General features: G+C 47.8%; 26 protein-coding genes. 15 read left to right on the top strand and 11 right to left on the bottom strand.

Translation table 11 applies throughout. From position 1 onward, the window contains the following. Positions 1–118: 118 nt before the first annotated feature. The 9 genes from H7F26_RS12980 (at position 119) to H7F26_RS12940 (ending at position 7016) form a co-directional block, all read left to right on the top strand. Entirely contained in the window at positions 119–1066 is a 948-nt protein-coding gene (locus tag H7F26_RS12980; protein WP_009328787.1) for a helix-turn-helix transcriptional regulator, read from the top strand. An 80-nt stretch (positions 1067–1146) separates the two neighbouring features. Next, positions 1147–1635 carry a DinB family protein gene (locus tag H7F26_RS12975; protein ID WP_011197787.1) on the top strand — a complete coding sequence of 163 codons (489 nt, stop codon included), beginning with the start codon at positions 1147–1149 and terminating at the stop codon, positions 1633–1635. Positions 1636–2151: 516 nt separating this feature from the next. Continuing rightward, the gene (locus H7F26_RS12970; protein WP_009328793.1) at positions 2152–2874 is read left to right on the top strand and encodes an esterase family protein; all 723 of its coding nucleotides are present in this window, start codon (positions 2152–2154) and stop codon (positions 2872–2874) included. A gap of 64 nt (positions 2875–2938) precedes the next feature. Next, positions 2939–3448, top strand: coding sequence for a YjcG family protein (locus H7F26_RS12965; RefSeq protein WP_009328796.1), 510 nt, complete (start codon positions 2939–2941; stop codon positions 3446–3448). Between the two features lie 9 nt (positions 3449–3457). Continuing rightward, complete coding sequence (locus H7F26_RS12960) at positions 3458–3877, top strand: GNAT family N-acetyltransferase (RefSeq protein ID WP_009328797.1); 420 nt, start codon at positions 3458–3460, stop codon at positions 3875–3877. A 164-nt stretch (positions 3878–4041) separates the two neighbouring features. Then, positions 4042–4437: a GtrA family protein gene (locus tag H7F26_RS12955; RefSeq protein WP_011197785.1), complete on the top strand. Its 396-nt coding sequence runs from the start codon at positions 4042–4044 to the stop codon at positions 4435–4437. Positions 4438–4453: 16 nt separating this feature from the next. Beyond that, positions 4454–5350, top strand: coding sequence for a UTP--glucose-1-phosphate uridylyltransferase GalU (gene galU / locus H7F26_RS12950; RefSeq protein ID WP_161620988.1), 897 nt, complete (start codon positions 4454–4456; stop codon positions 5348–5350). Beyond that, entirely contained in the window at positions 5347–6333 is a 987-nt protein-coding gene (gene galE, locus H7F26_RS12945) for a UDP-glucose 4-epimerase GalE (RefSeq protein ID WP_011197784.1), read from the top strand. The genes galU and galE overlap by 4 nt, the downstream gene beginning before the upstream one ends. Before the next feature lie 95 nt (positions 6334–6428). Then, on the top strand, positions 6429–7016 hold the full coding sequence (locus H7F26_RS12940) for an undecaprenyl phosphate transporter UptA (RefSeq protein WP_009328801.1): 588 nt from the start codon (positions 6429–6431) through the stop codon (positions 7014–7016). A gap of 39 nt (positions 7017–7055) precedes the next feature. Here H7F26_RS12940 and H7F26_RS12935 read toward each other — a convergent pair whose 3' ends face one another. Continuing rightward, the gene (locus tag H7F26_RS12935) at positions 7056–7313 is read right to left on the bottom strand and encodes a hypothetical protein (RefSeq protein WP_016885900.1); all 258 of its coding nucleotides are present in this window, start codon (positions 7311–7313) and stop codon (positions 7056–7058) included. Positions 7314–7434: 121 nt separating this feature from the next. Between H7F26_RS12935 and H7F26_RS12930 the strand changes: the two genes are divergently transcribed. Continuing rightward, positions 7435–9717 carry an ATP-dependent helicase gene (locus H7F26_RS12930; RefSeq protein ID WP_011197782.1) on the top strand — a complete coding sequence of 761 codons (2283 nt, stop codon included), beginning with the start codon at positions 7435–7437 and terminating at the stop codon, positions 9715–9717. A 38-nt stretch (positions 9718–9755) separates the two neighbouring features. Here the strand turns inward: H7F26_RS12930 and H7F26_RS12925 are convergent, their stop codons facing one another. From H7F26_RS12925 to H7F26_RS12910, 5 genes are all read right to left on the bottom strand, one after another. Next, the gene (locus H7F26_RS12925; protein ID WP_009328805.1) at positions 9756–10013 is read right to left on the bottom strand and encodes a sporulation-specific transcription regulator SpoVIF; all 258 of its coding nucleotides are present in this window, start codon (positions 10011–10013) and stop codon (positions 9756–9758) included. Between the two features lie 129 nt (positions 10014–10142). Further along, positions 10143–10274 carry a YjcZ family sporulation protein gene (locus tag H7F26_RS12920; protein ID WP_011197781.1) on the bottom strand — a complete coding sequence of 44 codons (132 nt, stop codon included), beginning with the start codon at positions 10272–10274 and terminating at the stop codon, positions 10143–10145. Positions 10275–10353: 79 nt separating this feature from the next. After that, positions 10354–10563 (bottom strand): hypothetical protein, encoded by a 210-nt coding sequence (locus H7F26_RS12915; RefSeq protein WP_009328806.1) that lies wholly within the window; start codon positions 10561–10563, stop codon positions 10354–10356. Between the two features lie 83 nt (positions 10564–10646). Next, the gene (locus H7F26_RS21995) at positions 10647–10772 is read right to left on the bottom strand and encodes a hypothetical protein (protein WP_254926386.1); all 126 of its coding nucleotides are present in this window, start codon (positions 10770–10772) and stop codon (positions 10647–10649) included. 77 nt (positions 10773–10849) lie between these two features. Beyond that, complete coding sequence (locus H7F26_RS12910; protein ID WP_011197779.1) at positions 10850–11206, bottom strand: DUF1360 domain-containing protein; 357 nt, start codon at positions 11204–11206, stop codon at positions 10850–10852. A 146-nt stretch (positions 11207–11352) separates the two neighbouring features. On the opposite strand from H7F26_RS12910, the gene H7F26_RS12905 reads away from it, so the two are divergent. The 5 genes from H7F26_RS12905 to H7F26_RS12885 all read left to right on the top strand — a co-directional run bounded on the left by H7F26_RS12905 (position 11353) and on the right by H7F26_RS12885 (position 13989). Next, entirely contained in the window at positions 11353–11739 is a 387-nt protein-coding gene (locus tag H7F26_RS12905; RefSeq protein ID WP_009328807.1) for a spore coat protein, read from the top strand. A gap of 48 nt (positions 11740–11787) precedes the next feature. After that, a complete protein-coding gene (locus tag H7F26_RS12900) occupies positions 11788–12186 on the top strand; it encodes a hypothetical protein (RefSeq protein ID WP_009328808.1) in 399 nt (132 codons plus the stop codon). 70 nt (positions 12187–12256) lie between these two features. Further along, positions 12257–12769 (top strand): spore coat protein, encoded by a 513-nt coding sequence (locus H7F26_RS12895; protein WP_009328809.1) that lies wholly within the window; start codon positions 12257–12259, stop codon positions 12767–12769. Positions 12770–12900: 131 nt separating this feature from the next. Beyond that, entirely contained in the window at positions 12901–13389 is a 489-nt protein-coding gene (locus tag H7F26_RS12890) for a CotY/CotZ family spore coat protein (protein WP_011197778.1), read from the top strand. 150 nt (positions 13390–13539) lie between these two features. Further along, complete coding sequence (locus H7F26_RS12885; protein WP_009328811.1) at positions 13540–13989, top strand: CotY/CotZ family spore coat protein; 450 nt, start codon at positions 13540–13542, stop codon at positions 13987–13989. A 37-nt stretch (positions 13990–14026) separates the two neighbouring features. On the opposite strand, the gene H7F26_RS12880 is transcribed toward H7F26_RS12885, so the two are convergent. The 5 genes from H7F26_RS12880 to H7F26_RS12860 form a co-directional block, all read right to left on the bottom strand. Continuing rightward, positions 14027–14506 (bottom strand): CotO family spore coat protein, encoded by a 480-nt coding sequence (locus H7F26_RS12880; RefSeq protein ID WP_009328812.1) that lies wholly within the window; start codon positions 14504–14506, stop codon positions 14027–14029. A 103-nt stretch (positions 14507–14609) separates the two neighbouring features. Next, complete coding sequence (gene fabI / locus H7F26_RS12875; RefSeq protein WP_003180687.1) at positions 14610–15386, bottom strand: enoyl-ACP reductase FabI; 777 nt, start codon at positions 15384–15386, stop codon at positions 14610–14612. 156 nt (positions 15387–15542) lie between these two features. After that, complete coding sequence (gene thiD, locus H7F26_RS12870) at positions 15543–16361, bottom strand: bifunctional hydroxymethylpyrimidine kinase/phosphomethylpyrimidine kinase (RefSeq protein ID WP_003180685.1); 819 nt, start codon at positions 16359–16361, stop codon at positions 15543–15545. 24 nt (positions 16362–16385) lie between these two features. Then, a complete protein-coding gene (locus tag H7F26_RS12865) occupies positions 16386–17396 on the bottom strand; it encodes a thiazole biosynthesis adenylyltransferase ThiF (RefSeq protein ID WP_003180683.1) in 1011 nt (336 codons plus the stop codon). Then, on the bottom strand, positions 17393–18160 hold the full coding sequence (locus H7F26_RS12860) for a thiazole synthase (protein WP_009328814.1): 768 nt from the start codon (positions 18158–18160) through the stop codon (positions 17393–17395). The genes H7F26_RS12865 and H7F26_RS12860 overlap by 4 nt, the downstream gene beginning before the upstream one ends. Between the last annotated feature and the right edge of the window lie 2 nt (positions 18161–18162).

Below are 18162 nucleotides of genomic sequence, written 5' to 3'. Positions count from 1 at the left end.
TATTCTGATTGTTCTTTACTTTAACCTAATTCAAGACATTTTTCAAGGGTCATTTTTAAATCTTTCTTTATATTGAACATGGTATGATGAAACCAAATGACGGAACCGGAGGAATCAGATGCCCAAAACAGAGCGTTTAATCGAATTGATGATGACCATTCATACAAAACGAAAATTTACGGCCGGGGAGCTCGCGGTGGAATTCGGAGTTTCCTACCGCACGGTTCTCCGCGATCTGGACGAGCTCAGCGCACTCGGCGTTCCGATCTATTCTGAAACAGGCGCGAACGGAGGCTATTATTTGCTGAATGAGCCGGTGCTTCCGCCGCTCTTTTTCACACAATCGGAGGCGGCGGCTATGTTTTTCGCGTATCAATCTTTGCAGTTTTTCGGATCGCTCCCCTTTGATGCGGAAACGCGGATGGTTTTAAAAAAGTTCTACCGCCACCTTCCCCCGGAAACACAGGAGCGGATTGATGCGATGAAAGACAGAATCGTGTTCTGGAATCCGCATCGCCCAAAAGCCGCCGAACATTTAGAGACGCTTCTTGACGCAGCCGTCACTCAATCCGTTTTGACGGTCGTTTATGACGGAACTGACGAGTGCACGGAGAGATCCATCCAGCCTATCGGCTTATACAGCTGGAACGGCTTCTGGTACTGTCCGGCCTATTGCTTTAAAAGGCAGGCGTTCAGACTGTTCCGCGCCGACCGCATCCTCCGTGCGGAAAAAGCGGACAGCGGGCAGGCCCGCCAGCTTCCCTATCCATCAGTTCTCAGCTGGATCAAACATTCGGAGAGCGAGTGCCCTGAACCGGTGCGGCTGCAAGCGGAACTGACACGTAGAGGAGCCAGGCGGGCTGCGGCTGATGTGGATTTATTCAAGATCCTCACCATGCGGGATGACGGAACGGGGGCGATCGATGCCAGTATCCCCAGGTCTGAACTTGAGTATTTCGGAGAACTTTTGTGGAATCTCGGCGCTGAGGTAACTGTAACAGAACCCGCGGAAATCAAGCTTCATCTGAAACGGAAGGCTGCTGACATTTTAGCGAGGTACGGCTGACTTTTTTTAAGAATCATGACAAGACCTGTCAGGATTAGGTGATACTTTTAGAATAAAAGCAAATGGAAAGGATGAAGCAAATGAATCAAGTTCAAGCGCTGCGCGGCGATTTGTTCCACGAATTGGAGACGGGCATCCGCTCCACGTGTCATCTTCTGAAAAAAGTGAAGGAATCTGACTGGTCTTACCGGCCCGCCGACCGCATGCGAAGCCTGAAAGAACTGGCAAGCCATCTGACGGCCATCCCAGAAGCCGACTTGGCCATCATGCAGGAAAAGGAAGAGGACGTCATCGCCCGGATTGAAAAGAAATATGGTGCTTTGCAGTCGGCTGACCAAATGGCTGCAGCTATGCAGAAAGGATTCGACGCTTTTCAAACGTATATGACTTCCCTCTCCGACGAGGATTTTTTGACAAAAAAAACAAAGCCGTTTTACCTCGATGAAGGGATGACCCAAAGCCGCTGGCTGACGGAAACGCTCACCCACATCTTCCATCACAGGGCCCAGCTGTTTAATTATTTAAAACAGCTCGGCTATGACGTCAACATGTTCGACCTGTATCTATAAAAGGGGGCATCTGATAAAAAAAAGAAACGCGGCATATGTGATCTGTCCTTCCTTGCACATCGCTCGCTTCGTCTTTGAAAAGCGCCGCATACATCAAAGCGCCCGCCCGGTTTCAAACGGTACCTTTCATCGGACCGAAAATGGTGCAGTGCGCCGTTGACTTAGGCTGTCATTCCTTCAGGCGACATCAAGCATGAATTTGATCATCCGCCTCGTAAAATTGAAAGGCTGCTGGGAAGACCTTGTGCCGAAGATGCGCTGCGATGCATCGTCCATTATAACCAACAATCCCGAAAGCGGCAAAAGCCGGCGGGATTTCACAGCGGAAAGAAAAAGGTACCGTGAGCGATACGGATACCCTCCGATAGACCGACAATGCCTTGGTACGAAAAAAAACGATCATAAAAAATCACGGCTGCCGAACAGTTCGGCAGCCCTTTTCGCTTCTTTCACAAGAGAATTTCGTGTTACAATGAATGGAAACGTTCACAAACATTATTTCTGGAGGAATTCACCTTGGCTATGAAAACAGGAGTCATTCAGGAGAAAAAGCTTTTTTCGGAAGAGCTCGGCGAGGAAATGGAGCTTCTCGTCTATTTGCCGTCCTCCTTCTCGCCGCTTTACAAATATCATGTGATCATCGCACAGGATGGACATGACTATTTCCGGCTCGGGCGCATCAGCAGACAGGTTGAAGAACTGTTGGCGAACGGTGAAATCGAAAGAAGCATCATCATCGGCATTCCGTACAAAAACGTACAGGAAAGAAGGCTTACATACCATCCGGAAGGGTCAAAATTCGAAGCGTATAAACGTTTTTTGGCAAATGAACTCGTCCCTTTCACCGACAGAGAGTATCCGACATATCAAGTCGGATCAGGCAGGACGCTGATAGGGGATTCGCTCGGAGGAACGGTTTCTCTCATGACGGCGCTTGACTACCCGAATATGTTCGGGAACGTCATTATGCAGTCACCTTATGTAGACCGCCATGTTCTCGATAAAGTGAAACAGTCCGATTCCCTGCAGCTTATTTCAATTTGCCACCAAATCGGCGAGAAGGAAACCGCCGTCAAAACGACCGATGATCAAATTTTGGATTTCACAGGTCCAAATGAGCAATTAAAAGAGTTGCTTGAATCAAAGCAGACAAACTACGATTTCAAAGCTTTTGACGGGGATCACAAATGGACGTACTGGCAGCCGCTCATCACCCCCGCTTTAAAAAAAATGCTGTAGCTCTCTGTATATCGGCCCATCTTTGATATACTAAACCATATCAATTGTTTAAGGAGGGAACAAAATGAAATACGGTATTGTGCTATTTCCATCAAAAAAACTTCAGGACATTGCAAATTCCTACCGAAAACGCTATGACCCGAATTACGCTTTAATTCCGCCCCACCTTACATTAAGAACGCCTTTTGAAGTGTCTGAAGACGAGATCTCAGGCGTCGTCCGACACTTGAGAGAGCTTTCAAAAGAGCTGAAACCGGTCACGCTGAAGATTACAAAATTCAGTTCCTTTGCCCCCGTCAATAATGTCATTTACATGAAAGCCGAACCGACAGAGGAATTGATGCAGCTTCATGAAAAAATGTACAGCGGCGTTTTGGAAGACAAACCCGAATACGCGTTTGTTCCCCATGTCACAGTCGCACAAAAGCTGTCAGATGATGAGCATTCCGACGTCCTCGGCACGCTGAAAATGAGAGACGCGTCACACGAAGAAGTCATCGACCGCTTTCACCTGCTTTACCAATTGGACAACGGATCATGGACCGTCTATGAAACTTTTATTTTAGGAGCGTGAAGAAAGCCAGTGGAAGCCGTCATTGTGAAGAATCAACAACAGCTTGAAGACGCCTTCTTTGTTAGAAAGGAAGTCTTTATCAAGGAGCAGCACGTATCACCGGAAGAAGAAATGGATCATCTTGATCAGGAATCTTCACATCTCGTCATCTATGACGAAAAAGAGCCGATCGGCGCTGGCCGGCTCCGGCTTGTCGACGGCTACGGCAAACTTGAACGAATCTGTGTGCTGAAAAGCCACCGCTCCCTCGGCGTCGGCAACCTGATCATTCAGGCGCTTGAAGAGGAAGCCGCCAAGCAAGGCGCGTCTCAATTTATGCTGAACGCGCAGACACAGGCTGTTCCCTTTTACGAAAAACACGGCTATAAAGTCGTGTCTGAAGAATTTTCAGATGCGAATATTCCCCATGTCAAAATGGTCAAAAAGTAACCGTTCCGCTTTTTAAGCGGAACGGTTTTTCTTTTCCTCAGAAAACATTTCATAGTTTGTTCATCTTTTGTTTATCGTTTATTCAACATTGTCTATTAAAGTTGTTTCTAAGCTTTTACAAAGCCCTACACAAAATAGACGGGAGGTAACAGCCGAATGCCGTTATGAACAAAAAAAACATCCCCACACTCGTTCGTTTCGGGACAGTCGGAGCCGGGAACACACTCGTTGATTTCGTCGTGTTTTTCCTCCTTACGTCGCTCCACGTCCCCTACCTGGCCGCACAGTTGTTTTCCTATTCGGCAGGCGTGGCAAACAGCTATATCTGGAATCGGACATGGACGTTTCAAGTAAAAGAAAAAGCGCATGGCGCGGAAATCGTCCGGTTTATCATGATCAATCTTGCAGCAGCGGGCGCTACATTTGTCCTTCTGTACATTTTTCAAAAAGCCGGCCTGTCCCTTTTTATCAGCAAGATGTCCGCAACAGTCGCAGGAATGGCCATCAACTTTACCGGAAACAAGCTTTGGGTGTTTCAAGAACCCGGCACAGATTCATAAAAAAGACCAGGAGTGAATAACCATGAAAGTAAAAAAAGCAGTCATCCCAGCAGCCGGATTAGGTACGAGATTTTTGCCGGCAACAAAAGCGCAGCCGAAAGAAATGCTGCCGATTGTCGATAAACCGGCCATACAATATATCGTGGAAGAAGCTGTCCAATCAGGCATTGAAGACATCCTTATCATTACAGGAAGAAATAAGCGTTCGATTGAAGACCATTTTGACCGCTCTGTGGAACTTGAGCAAAACCTGCTGGCCAAAGGAAAAAACGATGTGTTAAAAGAGATACGCGAGATCGCCGATATGGCGAATATTCATTATATCCGGCAAAAGGAGCCCATCGGCCTCGGACATGCAGTGTTATCGGCCAAGCATTTCATCGGTGATGAGCCGTTTGCCGTCCTCCTCGGCGACGATATCATGGTGTCAGAAACACCGGCGCTTAGGCAGCTGCTCGAAGTATATGAAGAATATCAGACCGAAGTGATCGGCGTTCAGCCCGTCGATCCAGCGGACGTGAGCAAATACGGCATCATTCAGACATCCGCGCAAAAGAACAAAGTGTATCAAATCGACGATCTTGTAGAAAAGCCGACCGTCAAAGATGCGCCTTCAAATATCGCGGTCATGGGCCGCTATGTGCTGAGGCCTTCGATTTTCCCTGTGCTCGAACAAACGAAGCGCGGCGCGGGAAATGAAATTCAGCTGACTGACGCACTAAGGGAAATCTGCCGGGAACAAAGCATGTATGCGCGCAAATTGAAAGGAAGCCGCTTTGATATCGGCGACAAGCTGGGCAGCTTTAAAGCGAGTACGGAAATCGCCCTCATGCGGGACGAGATGCGGCCAAAACTGCTCGCCTACCTGGAGAGCGTCTTAAAAAAAGAAGCGCAGAAAGGAGCATGGCAATGACATCCGTACTCGTAACAGGAGGAGCCGGATACATCGGCAGCCACACCGTACTCGAATTGACAAAGCAAAACCGCTCCGTCGTCGTGCTTGACAATTTATCTACCGGACACAGGGAAGCCGTCAGCGGGGTCAGCTTTTACGAAGGCGATATCGCTGATGCGGCACTTGTCAAAGCCATCATCAAACATCATGATGTCGATGCTGTCATCCATTTCGCCGCCAAAAGCCTTGTGTCCGAATCGATCGAAAAGCCTGAGATATACTTTAGGGAAAACACGCTAAAGTCTTGTGCATTTTTCGAAACGGCCATCAAGGAAGGCGTCAATAACATCGTCTTTTCGTCAACCGCCGCCGTATACGGCATCCCGGAGAAAGCCCCGATTAAAGAGGCTGCTCCCCTCTCCCCTGTCAATCCTTACGGGGAATCGAAGCTGATGATCGAAAAATATCTGCACTGGGTCGGAAAAACGCACGGTGTCAAATGGGCCGCCCTCCGCTACTTCAACGCCGCCGGCGCCGCTTTAAACGGAGCGATCGGCGAGGACCACGATCCCGAAAGCCACCTCATTCCCCTCGTCCTGCAGACGGCTTTGGGACAGCGAAAGCAGCTGTCCATTTTCGGAGAAGATTATTCGACGCCAGACGGAACCTGCATCAGGGATTATATTCACGTCCTCGATCTGGCTTCCGCCCACCTGGCTGCCCTTGATGGATTATATGAAGACAGACTGAAGCAAAATGTTTATAATGTAGGGACAGGGGCCGGACATTCCGTAAAAGAAATCATTGAAACCGCGGAAAACATGACAGAGCGAAGCATTGCAGCAAAAACGGACGAGCGCAGAGCGGGAGATCCGCCAGTGCTGGTGGCGGACAGCCGGACACTGGTGGAAGATACCGGATGGAAGCCGCAATACAGCGATTTGCAAACCATCATTCAAAGCGCATGGCAATGGCACAAAGCGCATCCGGACGGTTTTTGAGATTCGCTTATTTCCCCCGCGGGCGCCAGGGAAGCGTCCCGGCGGCTGCTCCAACGTTCGGCTGATGAAATCAAAAGCAGGGAGAAAAAACGAAAATGGGAAGCATAGTGAATGATATTTTAATGTGGCTGACCGATCTTGGCTATTTCGGCATTGCGATCGGTTTAATGATCGAAATCATCCCGAGTGAAATCGTACTCGCCTACGGCGGATACATGGTCTCAAACGGCTCGATTACGATAACAGGCGCCGTGATTGCCGGCGTCATCGGGGGAACGATTGCTCAATTGTTTTTATACTGGATCGGCTACTACGGCGGACGGCCGTTTTTATACAAATACGGAAAATACTTATTGATCCAAAAGCATCACATTCAAACAGCCGAAAAATGGTTTGAGAAATACGGCGGAGGCGTCGTCTTTTCTGCCCGCTTCATTCCCGTGGTCAGACACGCCATCTCCATTCCGGCCGGCATTGCGAAAATGCCGATTTTAAAATTCACGGGTCTGACCGTGCTGGCCATCATACCGTGGTCGATACTGTTCGTCTATCTCGGCGTACAGCTCGGCAGCCGGTGGGACCATGTTGAAAATGTAGCAAGAACGTACACGACTCCGATCATGCTCGGGGCGGCGGCTATGATCATTCTGTATTTCGGACTCAAAAAACTGCGCAGAAAATAACGAAAACCCCGGTATAAAAGCCGGGGTTTGTTTCATCTCTCAAACGGATTCATTGACGAAGCGCCCGCTTTCCGTCTTTTTCGCAACACGGCGGTTGAGCGCTTTTTTCCGCTTTTTTTCCTCGACCCGCCTAAAAGCCGCAGTCTGATTTTCCTCTCTTTTTTCGACTTCGCGGTAGGCGCGCTCGCTTGGGATATTGGCGGTTTTTTGTATATAAGCGTAGTTCGATTTTTGGCTGATGCTTCGATTGGCATACTGTATATATTGATCATTGCGGACAGGCGGCAAATATCCCATTCGATCTCCTCCTCATCAGCTTTAATTCCCAAAAATCTACTGTTTTAAACGGTTTTCATTTGATATGATAGACGTTGTCTCATGACACCAGACGACTACCCATTAATTGGAGGACCTCTTTTTGAAATGCGCCCGATTCAATAACCGAGACATTCATATACATACATATTCGAGAGAACACCTGCAATTCCTCTTTGATGAAGCAAGAAAAGACAGGATCACGTGTAAATATTGCGGCTTGCCGCTCAGACTGAAATTGTCGATTCATGAAGAGCCGCATTTTTTCCACCGGGAAAACGGGGATTTTTCTCAATGTGAAGCGGCTTGCTTAAATGAGAAGACAGAGCAGAAGACCAAACAGAACGATTATACTGAAAGCGGCGTTTTCCGCCTCCCGAAAGGCAAAGCGATCGGAGAGGAAAAGAAGGCGGACACGGACTTCTGGACGCCGCCTCGCGAAGCTTCCATCCATTCTCCTTTCTCTCCAGCGGCAGAAACGGCTCCGGAACCGGTCTTTCCGAATGTGCCGCTGAATGAGAAACAGCTTGCCGCCGTGACGGCCCCCGAAGAACCCCTTCTCGTTCTGGCCGGCGCGGGAAGCGGAAAAACGCGGGTATTAACCGCGCGAGCGGCTTATATGATATCCCGGCTCGATATCCCGCCTTCTGCCATATTGCTCGTCACATTCACGACAAAAGCTGTGAAAGAAATGAAAGAGCGGATGGCCTCGCTATACGGTTTGCCGATGCAGACTGTGAACCGCCTCGTGACAGGCACCTTCCACAGCTTTTTTTACAAAATTCTTTATCATCATGATCCGGCCAAATGGAATGGCGAGCACCTGCTGAAATGGGAATGGCAAAAAGAACAGTACATCAAAATGGCCCTTGCCGAAGAAGGGCTTGATGAAAAAGACTTTCCGGTTGACCAGGCGATCCAGCAGATCGGCTACTGGAAGAACGCTTATCTTCCGGGTGAACAGATTCCGCTTGAAGACGAATGGGAAAAGCGGGTTCACCGGCTGTACCGTCATTATGAAGAACAAAAAGCAGCGCGGCGCCAATTCGATTTCGACGATATGGCATCTGCGTGCTGGCAGCTGTTTCAAGAACAGCCGGACATTTTAAAGCGATATCAGACGCGCTTTCACGCGATTTTGATTGACGAATTTCAGGACATTAACCCTGTTCAATACGCCATCATCAAGCTCTTGGCAAGCCCCGAAAACAACCTGACCTGTGTCGGGGATGATGATCAGTCAATCTACGCGTTCAGAGGGAGCAGTCCTTCTTTTATACTCGATTTTGAAAAAGATTATCCGAAGGCGAAAACGGTCCGCCTCACGACGAATTACAGATCGAGCCATCCGATTGTGGCAAGCGCCGATATGGTCGTAAGGAAAAACAAAAAGCGTTTTCCGAAAACATTAAGCGCCGCGAGAGACGACCGCCAAAAACCGCTCTTATTTTATCCTTATGATGAAGAGGAAGAAGCGATTATGATCGTCTCTGATATCCAAGAAAAAATTGAAATGGGCGCAAAGCCTGATGACTTCGCCATCCTATACCGGACAAACAGCAGCGGCCGCGCCATTTTTGAACGTCTGCACCAGTCAGCCATTCCGTACACGGCTGAACAAGGCGTCCGGTCGTTTTACAGCAGGAGGATCGTCCGGCAGATGCTGGCCTATCTCTACTTAAGCCAAAATCAAGATGACGCGGAAGCCGTAAAGCAGATTTTACCCGCCCTCTTTCTCAAGCAGTCCGCTTTAAACACGCTTAAAGCGCTCTCGATTACAGAAGATTGCACAATGGTTCAGGCGCTTGAAAAATTGACTGACATTAAACCGTTTCAGCTTGATAAAATAAAAAAAATCGTTCCTTTTTTCCCAGGCTTAAAAACGATGAAGCCGGTTGAAGCCATCTCTTTCGCAGAAGAAAAGATGGGCTTTTCCGATTACCTGAAAAAGCGCGGAAACGAAGGGAACAAGCTCGAAAAAGGGTCTGACGATCTGCGGGATCTCAAAACTGCGGCAAAAAAATTCAAAACGATCCCCGAATTTCTTGAGCATGTCGATCATATGAGAGCCGCGGAAAAGCAAAAAGCTGACGGATACGGTGTTCAGCTTTTGACAATTCATCGTGCGAAAGGGCTTGAATTTAAAACGGTCTATATACTGGGAGTGCAGGACGGCTCGATTCCGCATGACTTTGCCCTGGAGACAGCGAGAAAAGGCGATGAAACCGCTCTTGAAGAAGAGCGGAGGCTGCTGTATGTCGCCATGACCCGGGCCGAGGACCGCCTGTATATCAGCGTCCCTTCCTTCAGAAGGGGAAGAACGGCATACCGCTCAAGGTTTTTACAGCCTATTTTACGCCCGAATCCACAAGTTCAGCTGCAATAAAAGACACCGTGCCCTCCTTTTATCGGAAGGCGCGGTGTTTATTTTTTGCTGTTCATCATTTTCGCGATCGTGTTGAAATCCATTTTTTCTTTGCCGCTTACAATGGATTCAACAATCTTATCTTCCATTTCCTTCGGAACCCGTTTATTCGCCAATTTAGCGACGCGCTTAATCACGCTGCGGACCGTATTTTCATCCTTGAAGTTGGCATTTTGCAGCGAATTTGCGAGCTGCATGACGTCATTCATGCTGACGCCCGTTTTCTTTTCGATGTTTTTGAAAAATTGATTGTCCATACCTATGCCTCCTTTTTGGGAGTGATACGCTATCTTATGCATGTTTGAAAAGCCTTGTGCTTTTCCCGCTCAAAAAGAAGAGAGCCCGGCACATATGCTGCCGCCGCCCTCTTCGCTTCAACTCAAAAACTAATATTTAAAAGAAGCGCCGACAATAATTAAAAGAATAAACAAGACAACGATCAATACAAACGTTGAACCATAGCCGCCGCCATAGCCGCCGCTGTAGCCACCGCCGTAGCCTCCGCAACAAAAGCCCATCTAAAGCACCTCCTTTTCTCCCTACACGATATGACAGTTGATAGGATTGGCTTGGATTGATGCATAGGGCTTCTGTGGATTATTTAAAAATGCCTGGCAGACTCCCGTCCTCTCCCAGCCATTTTTCGGCATTCTCCGCAAACGCTTCGATCTGCCTGCCGAACTGTTCGGCCGAGCGGTCAAATGTCTCCAGTTCCTTCTGCTGTTCAAAGAGCACCTTGTCATGGCCGGCTTGAGTTTGATCATGTTTGCGGTATATCGATTCAACCAGCTGTTCAAATAAATTCATCGCTTCCCCTCCTTATGATGGTGTATGCACCAGAAGAAAAATTGGCAACAAAAAAACCGGATGCATTCCGGCTTTTTTTGATATTAATAGGTTCTCTTTTTTTTGCCGCATCCGCAGCCTTTTTTCTTCACTTTTTTTGAGAAAGTGGACTGATGATTGCTGGAAGCGTTCGTTAATCGGCCTTGCTGCCTTCTTTTCACTTGTCTCATTGCATTCCTTCCTTTCTCATGCTTATACGCCATTATATGAGTCTTCTTTTCATAAGTTGCTAATGACAAATCCCCATTCAATCGAGCCATTTGGAAACGATCGTTTCCAATACTCCAGCCAGGCCGGCGATCGAAAGCAGAAGAATTAGCCATTCAGCAATGACCGGAACAAATGCGTAAAAAACAAGCAAAAACGCGGTACACCACACGCCCGTGCACCAATAGCAGCTCAGCAACTCGCCGACCCACGCTCTCACGCCTTTTCCTTTCATGACAAGATACGTTTCGGTCTCTCCCGTTTTTTCGTTTTTTTCTTCAACCTCTTCATGAAACAGGCTTCTAAACGGCGCCATGATCGTGTCGAACACAATCAGCCTCGTCAGCCGAAATACCGCGATAGAAAATAAAAAAAATAAAAACCAGCTTTGTATCACAGGGCTCCCCCTTCCTGTTTCCAAATATATGCCGGAACCGCCTTCCCTAAAACAGCAAATTTGGGTGCTGAAATGTATGTTTTTCTCATTCCGCTATGGTACCGGTCTGCATTTAATAAAGTGTGGATAAGAAAGGAGTGAAAGTTATGTCGTTTCATGAAAAAGCCGAAGCGCTGTACGCAGAAACATTTGACGAATTACACCGGGAATATGACCAGCTCATTGAAGTAATTGATTCAGAACATGTCACGGTAAACACGGCAAACATAACAGCAGCTCTCTCTTTACAAGCCATCGTGATCTCTTTGACGATTTTATCGGCTCAGCTTGCGATCGAAGACGAGGATACAGCAGACATTGTCTCAGAACACCTTTTAGCCGTACACAGGCTGCAAAGCAGGAGAAGAGTCATCATCAAAGTCATCGGCAGCCGCAATGTCACCATTACGCTTTCCTCGCTGGAGATCCTGCTTTCCGTCCAAGTTTTAACCGAAGTGCTGATCGCGCTTATCACAGAGCTTGACATACTTTAAGCCTTCCTTTCTTTCTAATATTTTTAAAGAAATTGAGGTGAGAAACAATTGGCAGATTTTGAAAAACTTCAAGAGAACGTAGATCCGATAATGAAATCAGTTGTTAAAAATATCTTGAAAAATCGGGGAGTAACCAGCGATAAAGTTCGGACGCTCTCAGAAGAAGAAAAAGAAAATATTTTCAATATGCTGGAAGATCTAAAAAAACAAACCGATGCTTTGGTTCAAAAACAGAAAGAAAAAGCAGCCGCACCGAATGAAAAAGGGACAAAGAGAGAAAAGAACGCTGATGCGTCATCAGAAAATGGCGAGAGACCAAGAAGAAGAAGAAACAGAACAAATAGACTGAGAGAAAAACTTCGACAACGGAGGGAGCAAGAAAACACAGCAACAGCGGAAAATTCAACCGAGTCAGATACTTCAGCAGAAAAAAATGGGGATTTGTAGTAGGGTATCTGTCTTATACAAGTTAAGGAGTTACAACATTTAATAATAGTAAATGGAAGGAGGAAAAGAAATGGAAACAAGACCATATTCATGGATTGCGCTTGACCCGGAATGCGAACATCCAGGCAACGATTATCACCCTAGTTATCCTAAGAAAAAATTATGTGACGACTATACTTGCAACTGTGGTAGGAAAGGGCAAAATGGCTTTATCGATTCTGACCTAGATCAACTTCATCTTAACAAACAGCTCTCAGATGAAACGATCATCATTAAAGACTCTTGTGATGTTCAAGTCTCAACTGAAGACACACAAACGTTGGCATCAGTCATGACAGCTGCACAAACACTAGCTGTTACTATTATTCTCGCCATTATCGATGATCCTGATCTAGCCGAACTTGTCACAACTGATCTGTTGCAGGTAACTGCCAATAAACAAACGAACAGACAAAAATTGGTGATCGATAATTCCAGAAATGTACATGTCACAACCGAAGATACAGACACAGCTATCATCGTAAGCACATTTGTTCAAACTGTTGTAATCACCATCACCGCCCTTATCGTCGGCCTTCTATAATTCAAAAAGCAGAGCCAACCAGCTCTGCTTTTCTTCATTTTTATAGACGATTACCCACACCAACAAGGGCACGGGTACATATGTTGTTAAAGACTAAAGTCAAATATCCCTATAAAAAGGAGCTGAAATCCATGAGCTGCGGAAAACACCATGGCCGGCATGAAAATTGTGTATGCGATGCAGTAGAACAGATTATAAAAGAACAGGATGCCGTTGAGGAAACAACAGCGTGCTCGACAAGCTGCTTTGGCAACCTGCTGAGTCCGACGGTTTCCGGTAAAGACACGATTCCGTTCCTTTTGTACGACAAAAAAGGCGGACTGTTTTCAACATTTGGAAATGTCGGCGGATTTTCAGATGATATGCAGTGCTTCGAATCGATTTTCTTCCGGGCAGAAAGTCTCAAAGATTGCTGTGCAACGCTTTCAATCCTGAGGCCTGTGGACATAAACGGCGACACATTAAGCGTCTGCCATCCTTGTGACCCTGACTTTTTCGGGCTTGAAAAGACGGACTTTTGCATCGAGGTTGACTTGACTTGTTTCTGTGCGATTCAATGTCTGTCACCTGACCTAGTTGATCGCGCAGCAGACAAAAAACACAATCACCACCACGGTTAAAAGGTGTCAGGCTGCATCAAGCCGGCCGATATGATCGGCTTGATGCCAGTCTTTTCACGAAAGCTGCCGGCTTTCGGCAGCTCCTTTTACCAATAGAAAGGCCAGGCCGAAAAACGAAATTTTAAATCCTGAACTAGGAGGGATCATAACATGACGAAATGTTCAGCCGAAAATTGCGTGTGCGAAGCCGTTGAAAACATTCACGATCTGCAAAACGCCATTGAGGAAGAAGGCTGCCCGACAAGCTGCTTCAGCAACCTGCTTTCCCCTTCGAGACACTTAGGCGACACCATTCCGTTTATTTTATACACTTCTAAGTCTAAGCCGTTCGTAGCGTTTGGAAATGTCGGAGAACTTCAGGCAGGTCCTTGCTTCAGCACCGTGTTTTTCAGAGTTGAAAACATTGATGACTGCTGCGCTACATTGAGACTGTTGATTGCCTTTGATGATAATCGCCGCGTTCTCGATTTCACAGAAGATAAAGACAAAATTTGCGATGTGTTCCGCTTGGAAAAAACAAGTTTCTGCATTGAAGTCGATCTGGAATGCTTCTGTGCGATCGAATGCTTAAATCCAAAACTGATCAATCGTTCAAATTAAAAAGTCCCTGAATCGGGACTTTTTTTATCTTGTGTATTTAAAAGCCGAGCGGGTGCAAGGAGGTAATGCTCTCGATCGGCAGTTCCGCCGGAGCCCCTTTGCTCGACGTTCTGACAAAGACGGAATCGCCCTTCTTTCCGACGATCGTTCCCCTGTATGTCTTCCCGTCTGCTTCAATGAGACAAAGGGTTTTCGGCATATTGCCGGGAAGGCTTGCCAAAAAGTCGATTTTCTCGGCAATCGTCATCTTGCTGAGCGGCTTTTTAATCGGTTTGACTCCTTTTTCGGATCGATTCGCCTCATCGTTAAACACCGCTTCAGCTCCGTCTTTTTCGTCGGGCCGGACGGCTTCATCCTGCTGTTCCTTCCGCCGCGCTTTTTGTTCGGAAGCTTCGGGCTTTGCTTTCTTCTTTCTTTTAATCAGAATATCCTGCATGTTCGCCTCTGCCTTATCATAGTCCGGCTGCACAATATACATGAGCGGCTTTTGCTCCGCATCGTGTTTTCTGCTAGACATCTTGATCCCTCCGATCTGTTCATGGTATATCTATATGCAAAAAAGGAGAAATCAGAAGAAAAGAAAAAGCAATCCTTTAGCGGATTGCTTTTTTAGCGCTATTTTATCGCGCGATGATATGGTAGCCTGAATCAACATGCAGGTTTTCGCCGGTCATGCCGCGGGAAAGGTCGCTGAACAGGAAAGCAGCCGTGTCGCCGACTTCTTCCGGAGTCGTTGTGCGGCGAAGCGGCGCGCGCTCTTCGATTTCTTTTAAAATCGAGTTGAAGTCGCTGATTCCTTTTGCGGACAATGTCCGGATCGGCCCTGCGGAAATGCTGTTGACGCGGATTCCGTCTTTTCCGAGATCGCTCGCCAAGTATTTGACGCTGGCATCAAGCGATGCTTTCGCAACACCCATGACATTGTAGTTGGATACAACGCGCTCGCCGCCAAGGTATGTCAGCGTGACGATGCTTCCGCCTTCAGTCATGATGCCGCGCGCCGCTTTAGCGACCGCTGTCAGAGAGTAGGAGCTGATATTGTGTGCGAGCAGAAAACCGTCGCGGGTAGTATTTAAGTATTCGCCAGCCAAGTCTTCTTTGTTGGCGAAAGCGATGCAGTGTGCAATGCCGTGGATGACCCCGACTTCTTTTTTGATGTCGGCGAAGCATGCTTCAATTTCCTGGTCATTAGTGACATCACAAGGAAGTACGATTGAATCGTTTCGCTCCAAAGAATCAGCCAGCTCCTTGACCGATTTTTCAAGCCGCTCGCCCGCATACGTAAAAATCAGCCTTGCGCCTGCATTGTGAAGCGAGCGGGCGATTCCCCATGCGATGCTTCGTTTATTTGCTACACCCATGACGACGATATTCCGGCCTTCTAGTGATAAATTCATATGTATGAAATCCTCCTAATGATTAACATTTTATTAGTACCTGATCATAATATATAGTATCACAATTAATAGCAGGCTGACAATTTCAGAATATAAAAAGCGGCAGAGGCCGTTTTTGATGCTCTGCCGCGATATTGATTCTTTCTTATTGCGGGACTACAGTTCCAACCCTGCGTTGGATAACTTTTGATATGCAAAATGGTTGGTCGGTCCGTGGCCGGCTCCAAAATCAAGGCTGTGTACAACCGCTTCGTGGACGAAAGCCTCAGCGATGCGGAAAGCTCCTTGAATCCCGTTTCCTTTCGCTGATTGCGCCGTAAGAGCCGCGGCAAATGTACAGCCTGTTCCATGGGTATTTTTCGTCTTAATATAGGAATTGGTTTTTTCTGTGAACGTCTCTCCGTCGAAGAGGAGATCGGTTACTTTGCCATCCTCAGGCTGATGACCTCCCTTGATGATAATGTTGCGGACGCCCATTTCATGCAAGTCACGAGCTGCTTTTTTGCGGTCTTCCATTGTTTGAATGCTTCTCCCTGTCAGCACTTCGGCTTCGGGAATGTTTGGCGTTACCGCATAAGCAAGCGGAAGAAGGCGCCGTTTCAATGTTTCAACAGCTTCCTCATTCAATAGTGAAGCGCCGCCTTTGGCGATCATGACAGGATCGACGATCACACGTTTAAGCTCATATGCTGCAATTTTTTCAGCAGTGACCTCAATCATCTCCGCGCTCCACAGCATCCCTGTTTTCACGGCGTCAGGTTTTAAATCTTCTGCCACTGCATCAATCTGTGCGCCGAGCGCTTCCGGAGAAAGCGGGTAGACGCCGTGAACCCCTGTTGTATTTTGCGCAGTGACTGCTGTCAAAACTGTCATGCCGAAGACGCCAAGCTCCTGAAATGTTTTAATGTCGGCTTGAATGCCGGCTCCGCCTCCTGAATCCGATCCGGCGATTGTTAATGCTTTATATATGCTCATGATGTTTGCACTCCCTTCGGCCTTTTAGCCAATCCACCTGTGATATATCGTTTTCGCGCGATTGATGTCATTCGTTCCGTGAATTAAAGCACGTCCATCCCGAAAAATCACGAACTTAAAATCCTCCGCACGGCAGGAAACTAAATAAGGATTTCCCGTCACATTTAAACCGGCTTTTTTTAATTTGGCAGCAAGCGATTCCAGTTCCAGCGGCTGTTCCGCGGCCGGCCTGATCTGAACCGTTTGTCTGCCGCAAAGAACGGCTGCTTTTGTTTCGTTTTCAGCTGAAAGAAACGGAAACTCGCCTTTTCCGCACGTCGGACATGTCTCATGTTTAAGCGTGTCAGCCCGGACTTCAGACCGCTCATTTGTCCAAATATCAAATGAGCGGAGCATCCCTGACGGTTCATGCCCGGTCAGCAGCTTCAGGGCATCTGTTACCTGGTATGCGGCAACCTGCTGGACGACCGGACCGATCACCCCTGCTGTGTCGCACGTCATGGTATTCGCAGGCAAATGCCCCAAAAGACAATGAAGACACGGCGTTTTTCCCGGAATTACGCTATATGTGATGCCATAGCTTGCGACACACGCGCCGTACAGGAAAGGGATGCCTAATTTGACCGCCGCGTCGTTCATGATCAGCCGTGTTTCAAAATTATCCGTCGCATCGACGATCAGGGACGCTTCCTCCGCAAGCTCGAGCGCTTTTTCCGCAGTAACATCCGCTACGATTCCGGTTACTTGAACAGAGCTGTTGATCAGGCGCAGCCTTTTTTCAGCGGCGGCGGCCTTTGGCATATGATCAATCACATCCTGTTCCGTATAGAGCTGCTGGCGCTGGAGATTGCTCCATTCCACATAATCTCTGTCGGCTATCGTCAGCGAACCGACCCCGGCCCTCACCAGCATTTCTGCGCTGGCCGCGCCCAAAGCCCCAGCACCGATCACGAGGACGCGGGCGCGGCTTAATTTTTCCTGGCCGTCCGGTCCGATCGGGTGAAAGAGCTCCTGTCTTGAATACCTGCCGGTCAAATCGTCAACTTCCCTTCTTCAGGGCTGCTGGCGATGCCGTAGTTCTTTTCCGGAATTCGTCCGGCAAGATATCCGAGCCTGCCCGCTTCAACGGCAAGCTTCATAGCCTTCGCCATTTGGACCGGATCTTTCGCCCCGCTCACTGCCGTGTTCAAAAGTACCCCGTCAGCACCGAGTTCCATTGCGTATGCCGCATCTTTCGGAGAACCGATTCCGGCATCCACGATAACGGGAACCTTAGCCTGTTCAATGATGAACGACAGGTTGAGCGGATTGATGATTCCTTGTCCCGAACCGATCGGAGAGGCACCGGGCATAATGGCGTGCACGCCGAGCTCTTCAAGTTTTCTCGCGAGGACGACATCATCCGATGTATACGGCAGTACAATGAAGCCTTCTTCAAGCAAGGTTTCTGACGCCTTCAGCGTTTCTACCGGGTCCGGCAGAAGCGAACGGTCACAGCCGATCACTTCGACTTTGATCATGTCGCAAAGACCGCTTGCTTTGGCAAGCTTGGCGATCCGGACGGCTTCCTCAGCCGTTTTTGCTCCTGCCGTATTCGGCAAAAGCGTATAACGGCTTAAATCGAGCTGCTCCAAAAAATTAGGCTGAGATTCTTCAAAAATATTCATCCGTCTGACGGCAAACGTCAGGATCTCCGATTCAGATGCGCTGACGGCCTCTTTTTGAATCTCAAATGACGGATACTTCCCTGTACCGAGCAATAATCTTGATGAAAATTGACGATCTGCGATTTTTAACATAA

The organism is Bacillus sp. PAMC28748, assembly GCF_014250415.1.
Classification (GTDB): Bacteria; Bacillota; Bacilli; order Bacillales; family Bacillaceae; genus Bacillus; species Bacillus licheniformis.
This window is presented reverse-complemented; position numbering and strand designations above follow the sequence as displayed.

Excerpts from the sequence above, each read along its gene's own strand:
- H7F26_RS12980 (WP_009328787.1), top strand. The coding sequence starts at position 119 with ATGCCCAAAACAGAGCGTTTAATCGAATTGATGATGACCATTCATACA.
- H7F26_RS12975 (WP_011197787.1), top strand. The coding sequence starts at position 1,147 with ATGAATCAAGTTCAAGCGCTGCGCGGCGATTTGTTCCACGAATTGGAG.
- H7F26_RS12965 (WP_009328796.1), top strand. The coding sequence starts at position 2,939 with ATGAAATACGGTATTGTGCTATTTCCATCAAAAAAACTTCAGGACATT.
- H7F26_RS12955 (WP_011197785.1), top strand. The coding sequence starts at position 4,042 with ATGAACAAAAAAAACATCCCCACACTCGTTCGTTTCGGGACAGTCGGA.
- galE (WP_011197784.1), top strand. The coding sequence starts at position 5,347 with ATGACATCCGTACTCGTAACAGGAGGAGCCGGATACATCGGCAGCCAC.
- H7F26_RS12940 (WP_009328801.1), top strand. The coding sequence starts at position 6,429 with ATGGGAAGCATAGTGAATGATATTTTAATGTGGCTGACCGATCTTGGC.
- H7F26_RS12935 (WP_016885900.1), bottom strand. The coding sequence starts at position 7,313 with ATGGGATATTTGCCGCCTGTCCGCAATGATCAATATATACAGTATGCC.
- H7F26_RS12925 (WP_009328805.1), bottom strand. The coding sequence starts at position 10,013 with ATGGACAATCAATTTTTCAAAAACATCGAAAAGAAAACGGGCGTCAGC.
- H7F26_RS12920 (WP_011197781.1), bottom strand. The coding sequence starts at position 10,274 with ATGGGCTTTTGTTGCGGAGGCTACGGCGGTGGCTACAGCGGCGGCTAT.
- H7F26_RS12915 (WP_009328806.1), bottom strand. The coding sequence starts at position 10,563 with ATGAATTTATTTGAACAGCTGGTTGAATCGATATACCGCAAACATGAT.
- H7F26_RS21995 (WP_254926386.1), bottom strand. The coding sequence starts at position 10,772 with ATGAGACAAGTGAAAAGAAGGCAGCAAGGCCGATTAACGAACGCTTCC.
- H7F26_RS12905 (WP_009328807.1), top strand. The coding sequence starts at position 11,353 with ATGTCGTTTCATGAAAAAGCCGAAGCGCTGTACGCAGAAACATTTGAC.
- H7F26_RS12895 (WP_009328809.1), top strand. The coding sequence starts at position 12,257 with ATGGAAACAAGACCATATTCATGGATTGCGCTTGACCCGGAATGCGAA.
- H7F26_RS12890 (WP_011197778.1), top strand. The coding sequence starts at position 12,901 with ATGAGCTGCGGAAAACACCATGGCCGGCATGAAAATTGTGTATGCGAT.
- H7F26_RS12885 (WP_009328811.1), top strand. The coding sequence starts at position 13,540 with ATGACGAAATGTTCAGCCGAAAATTGCGTGTGCGAAGCCGTTGAAAAC.
- H7F26_RS12880 (WP_009328812.1), bottom strand. The coding sequence starts at position 14,506 with ATGTCTAGCAGAAAACACGATGCGGAGCAAAAGCCGCTCATGTATATT.
- fabI (WP_003180687.1), bottom strand. The coding sequence starts at position 15,386 with ATGAATTTATCACTAGAAGGCCGGAATATCGTCGTCATGGGTGTAGCA.
- thiD (WP_003180685.1), bottom strand. The coding sequence starts at position 16,361 with ATGAGCATATATAAAGCATTAACAATCGCCGGATCGGATTCAGGAGGC.
- H7F26_RS12860 (WP_009328814.1), bottom strand. The coding sequence starts at position 18,160 with ATGTTAAAAATCGCAGATCGTCAATTTTCATCAAGATTATTGCTCGGT.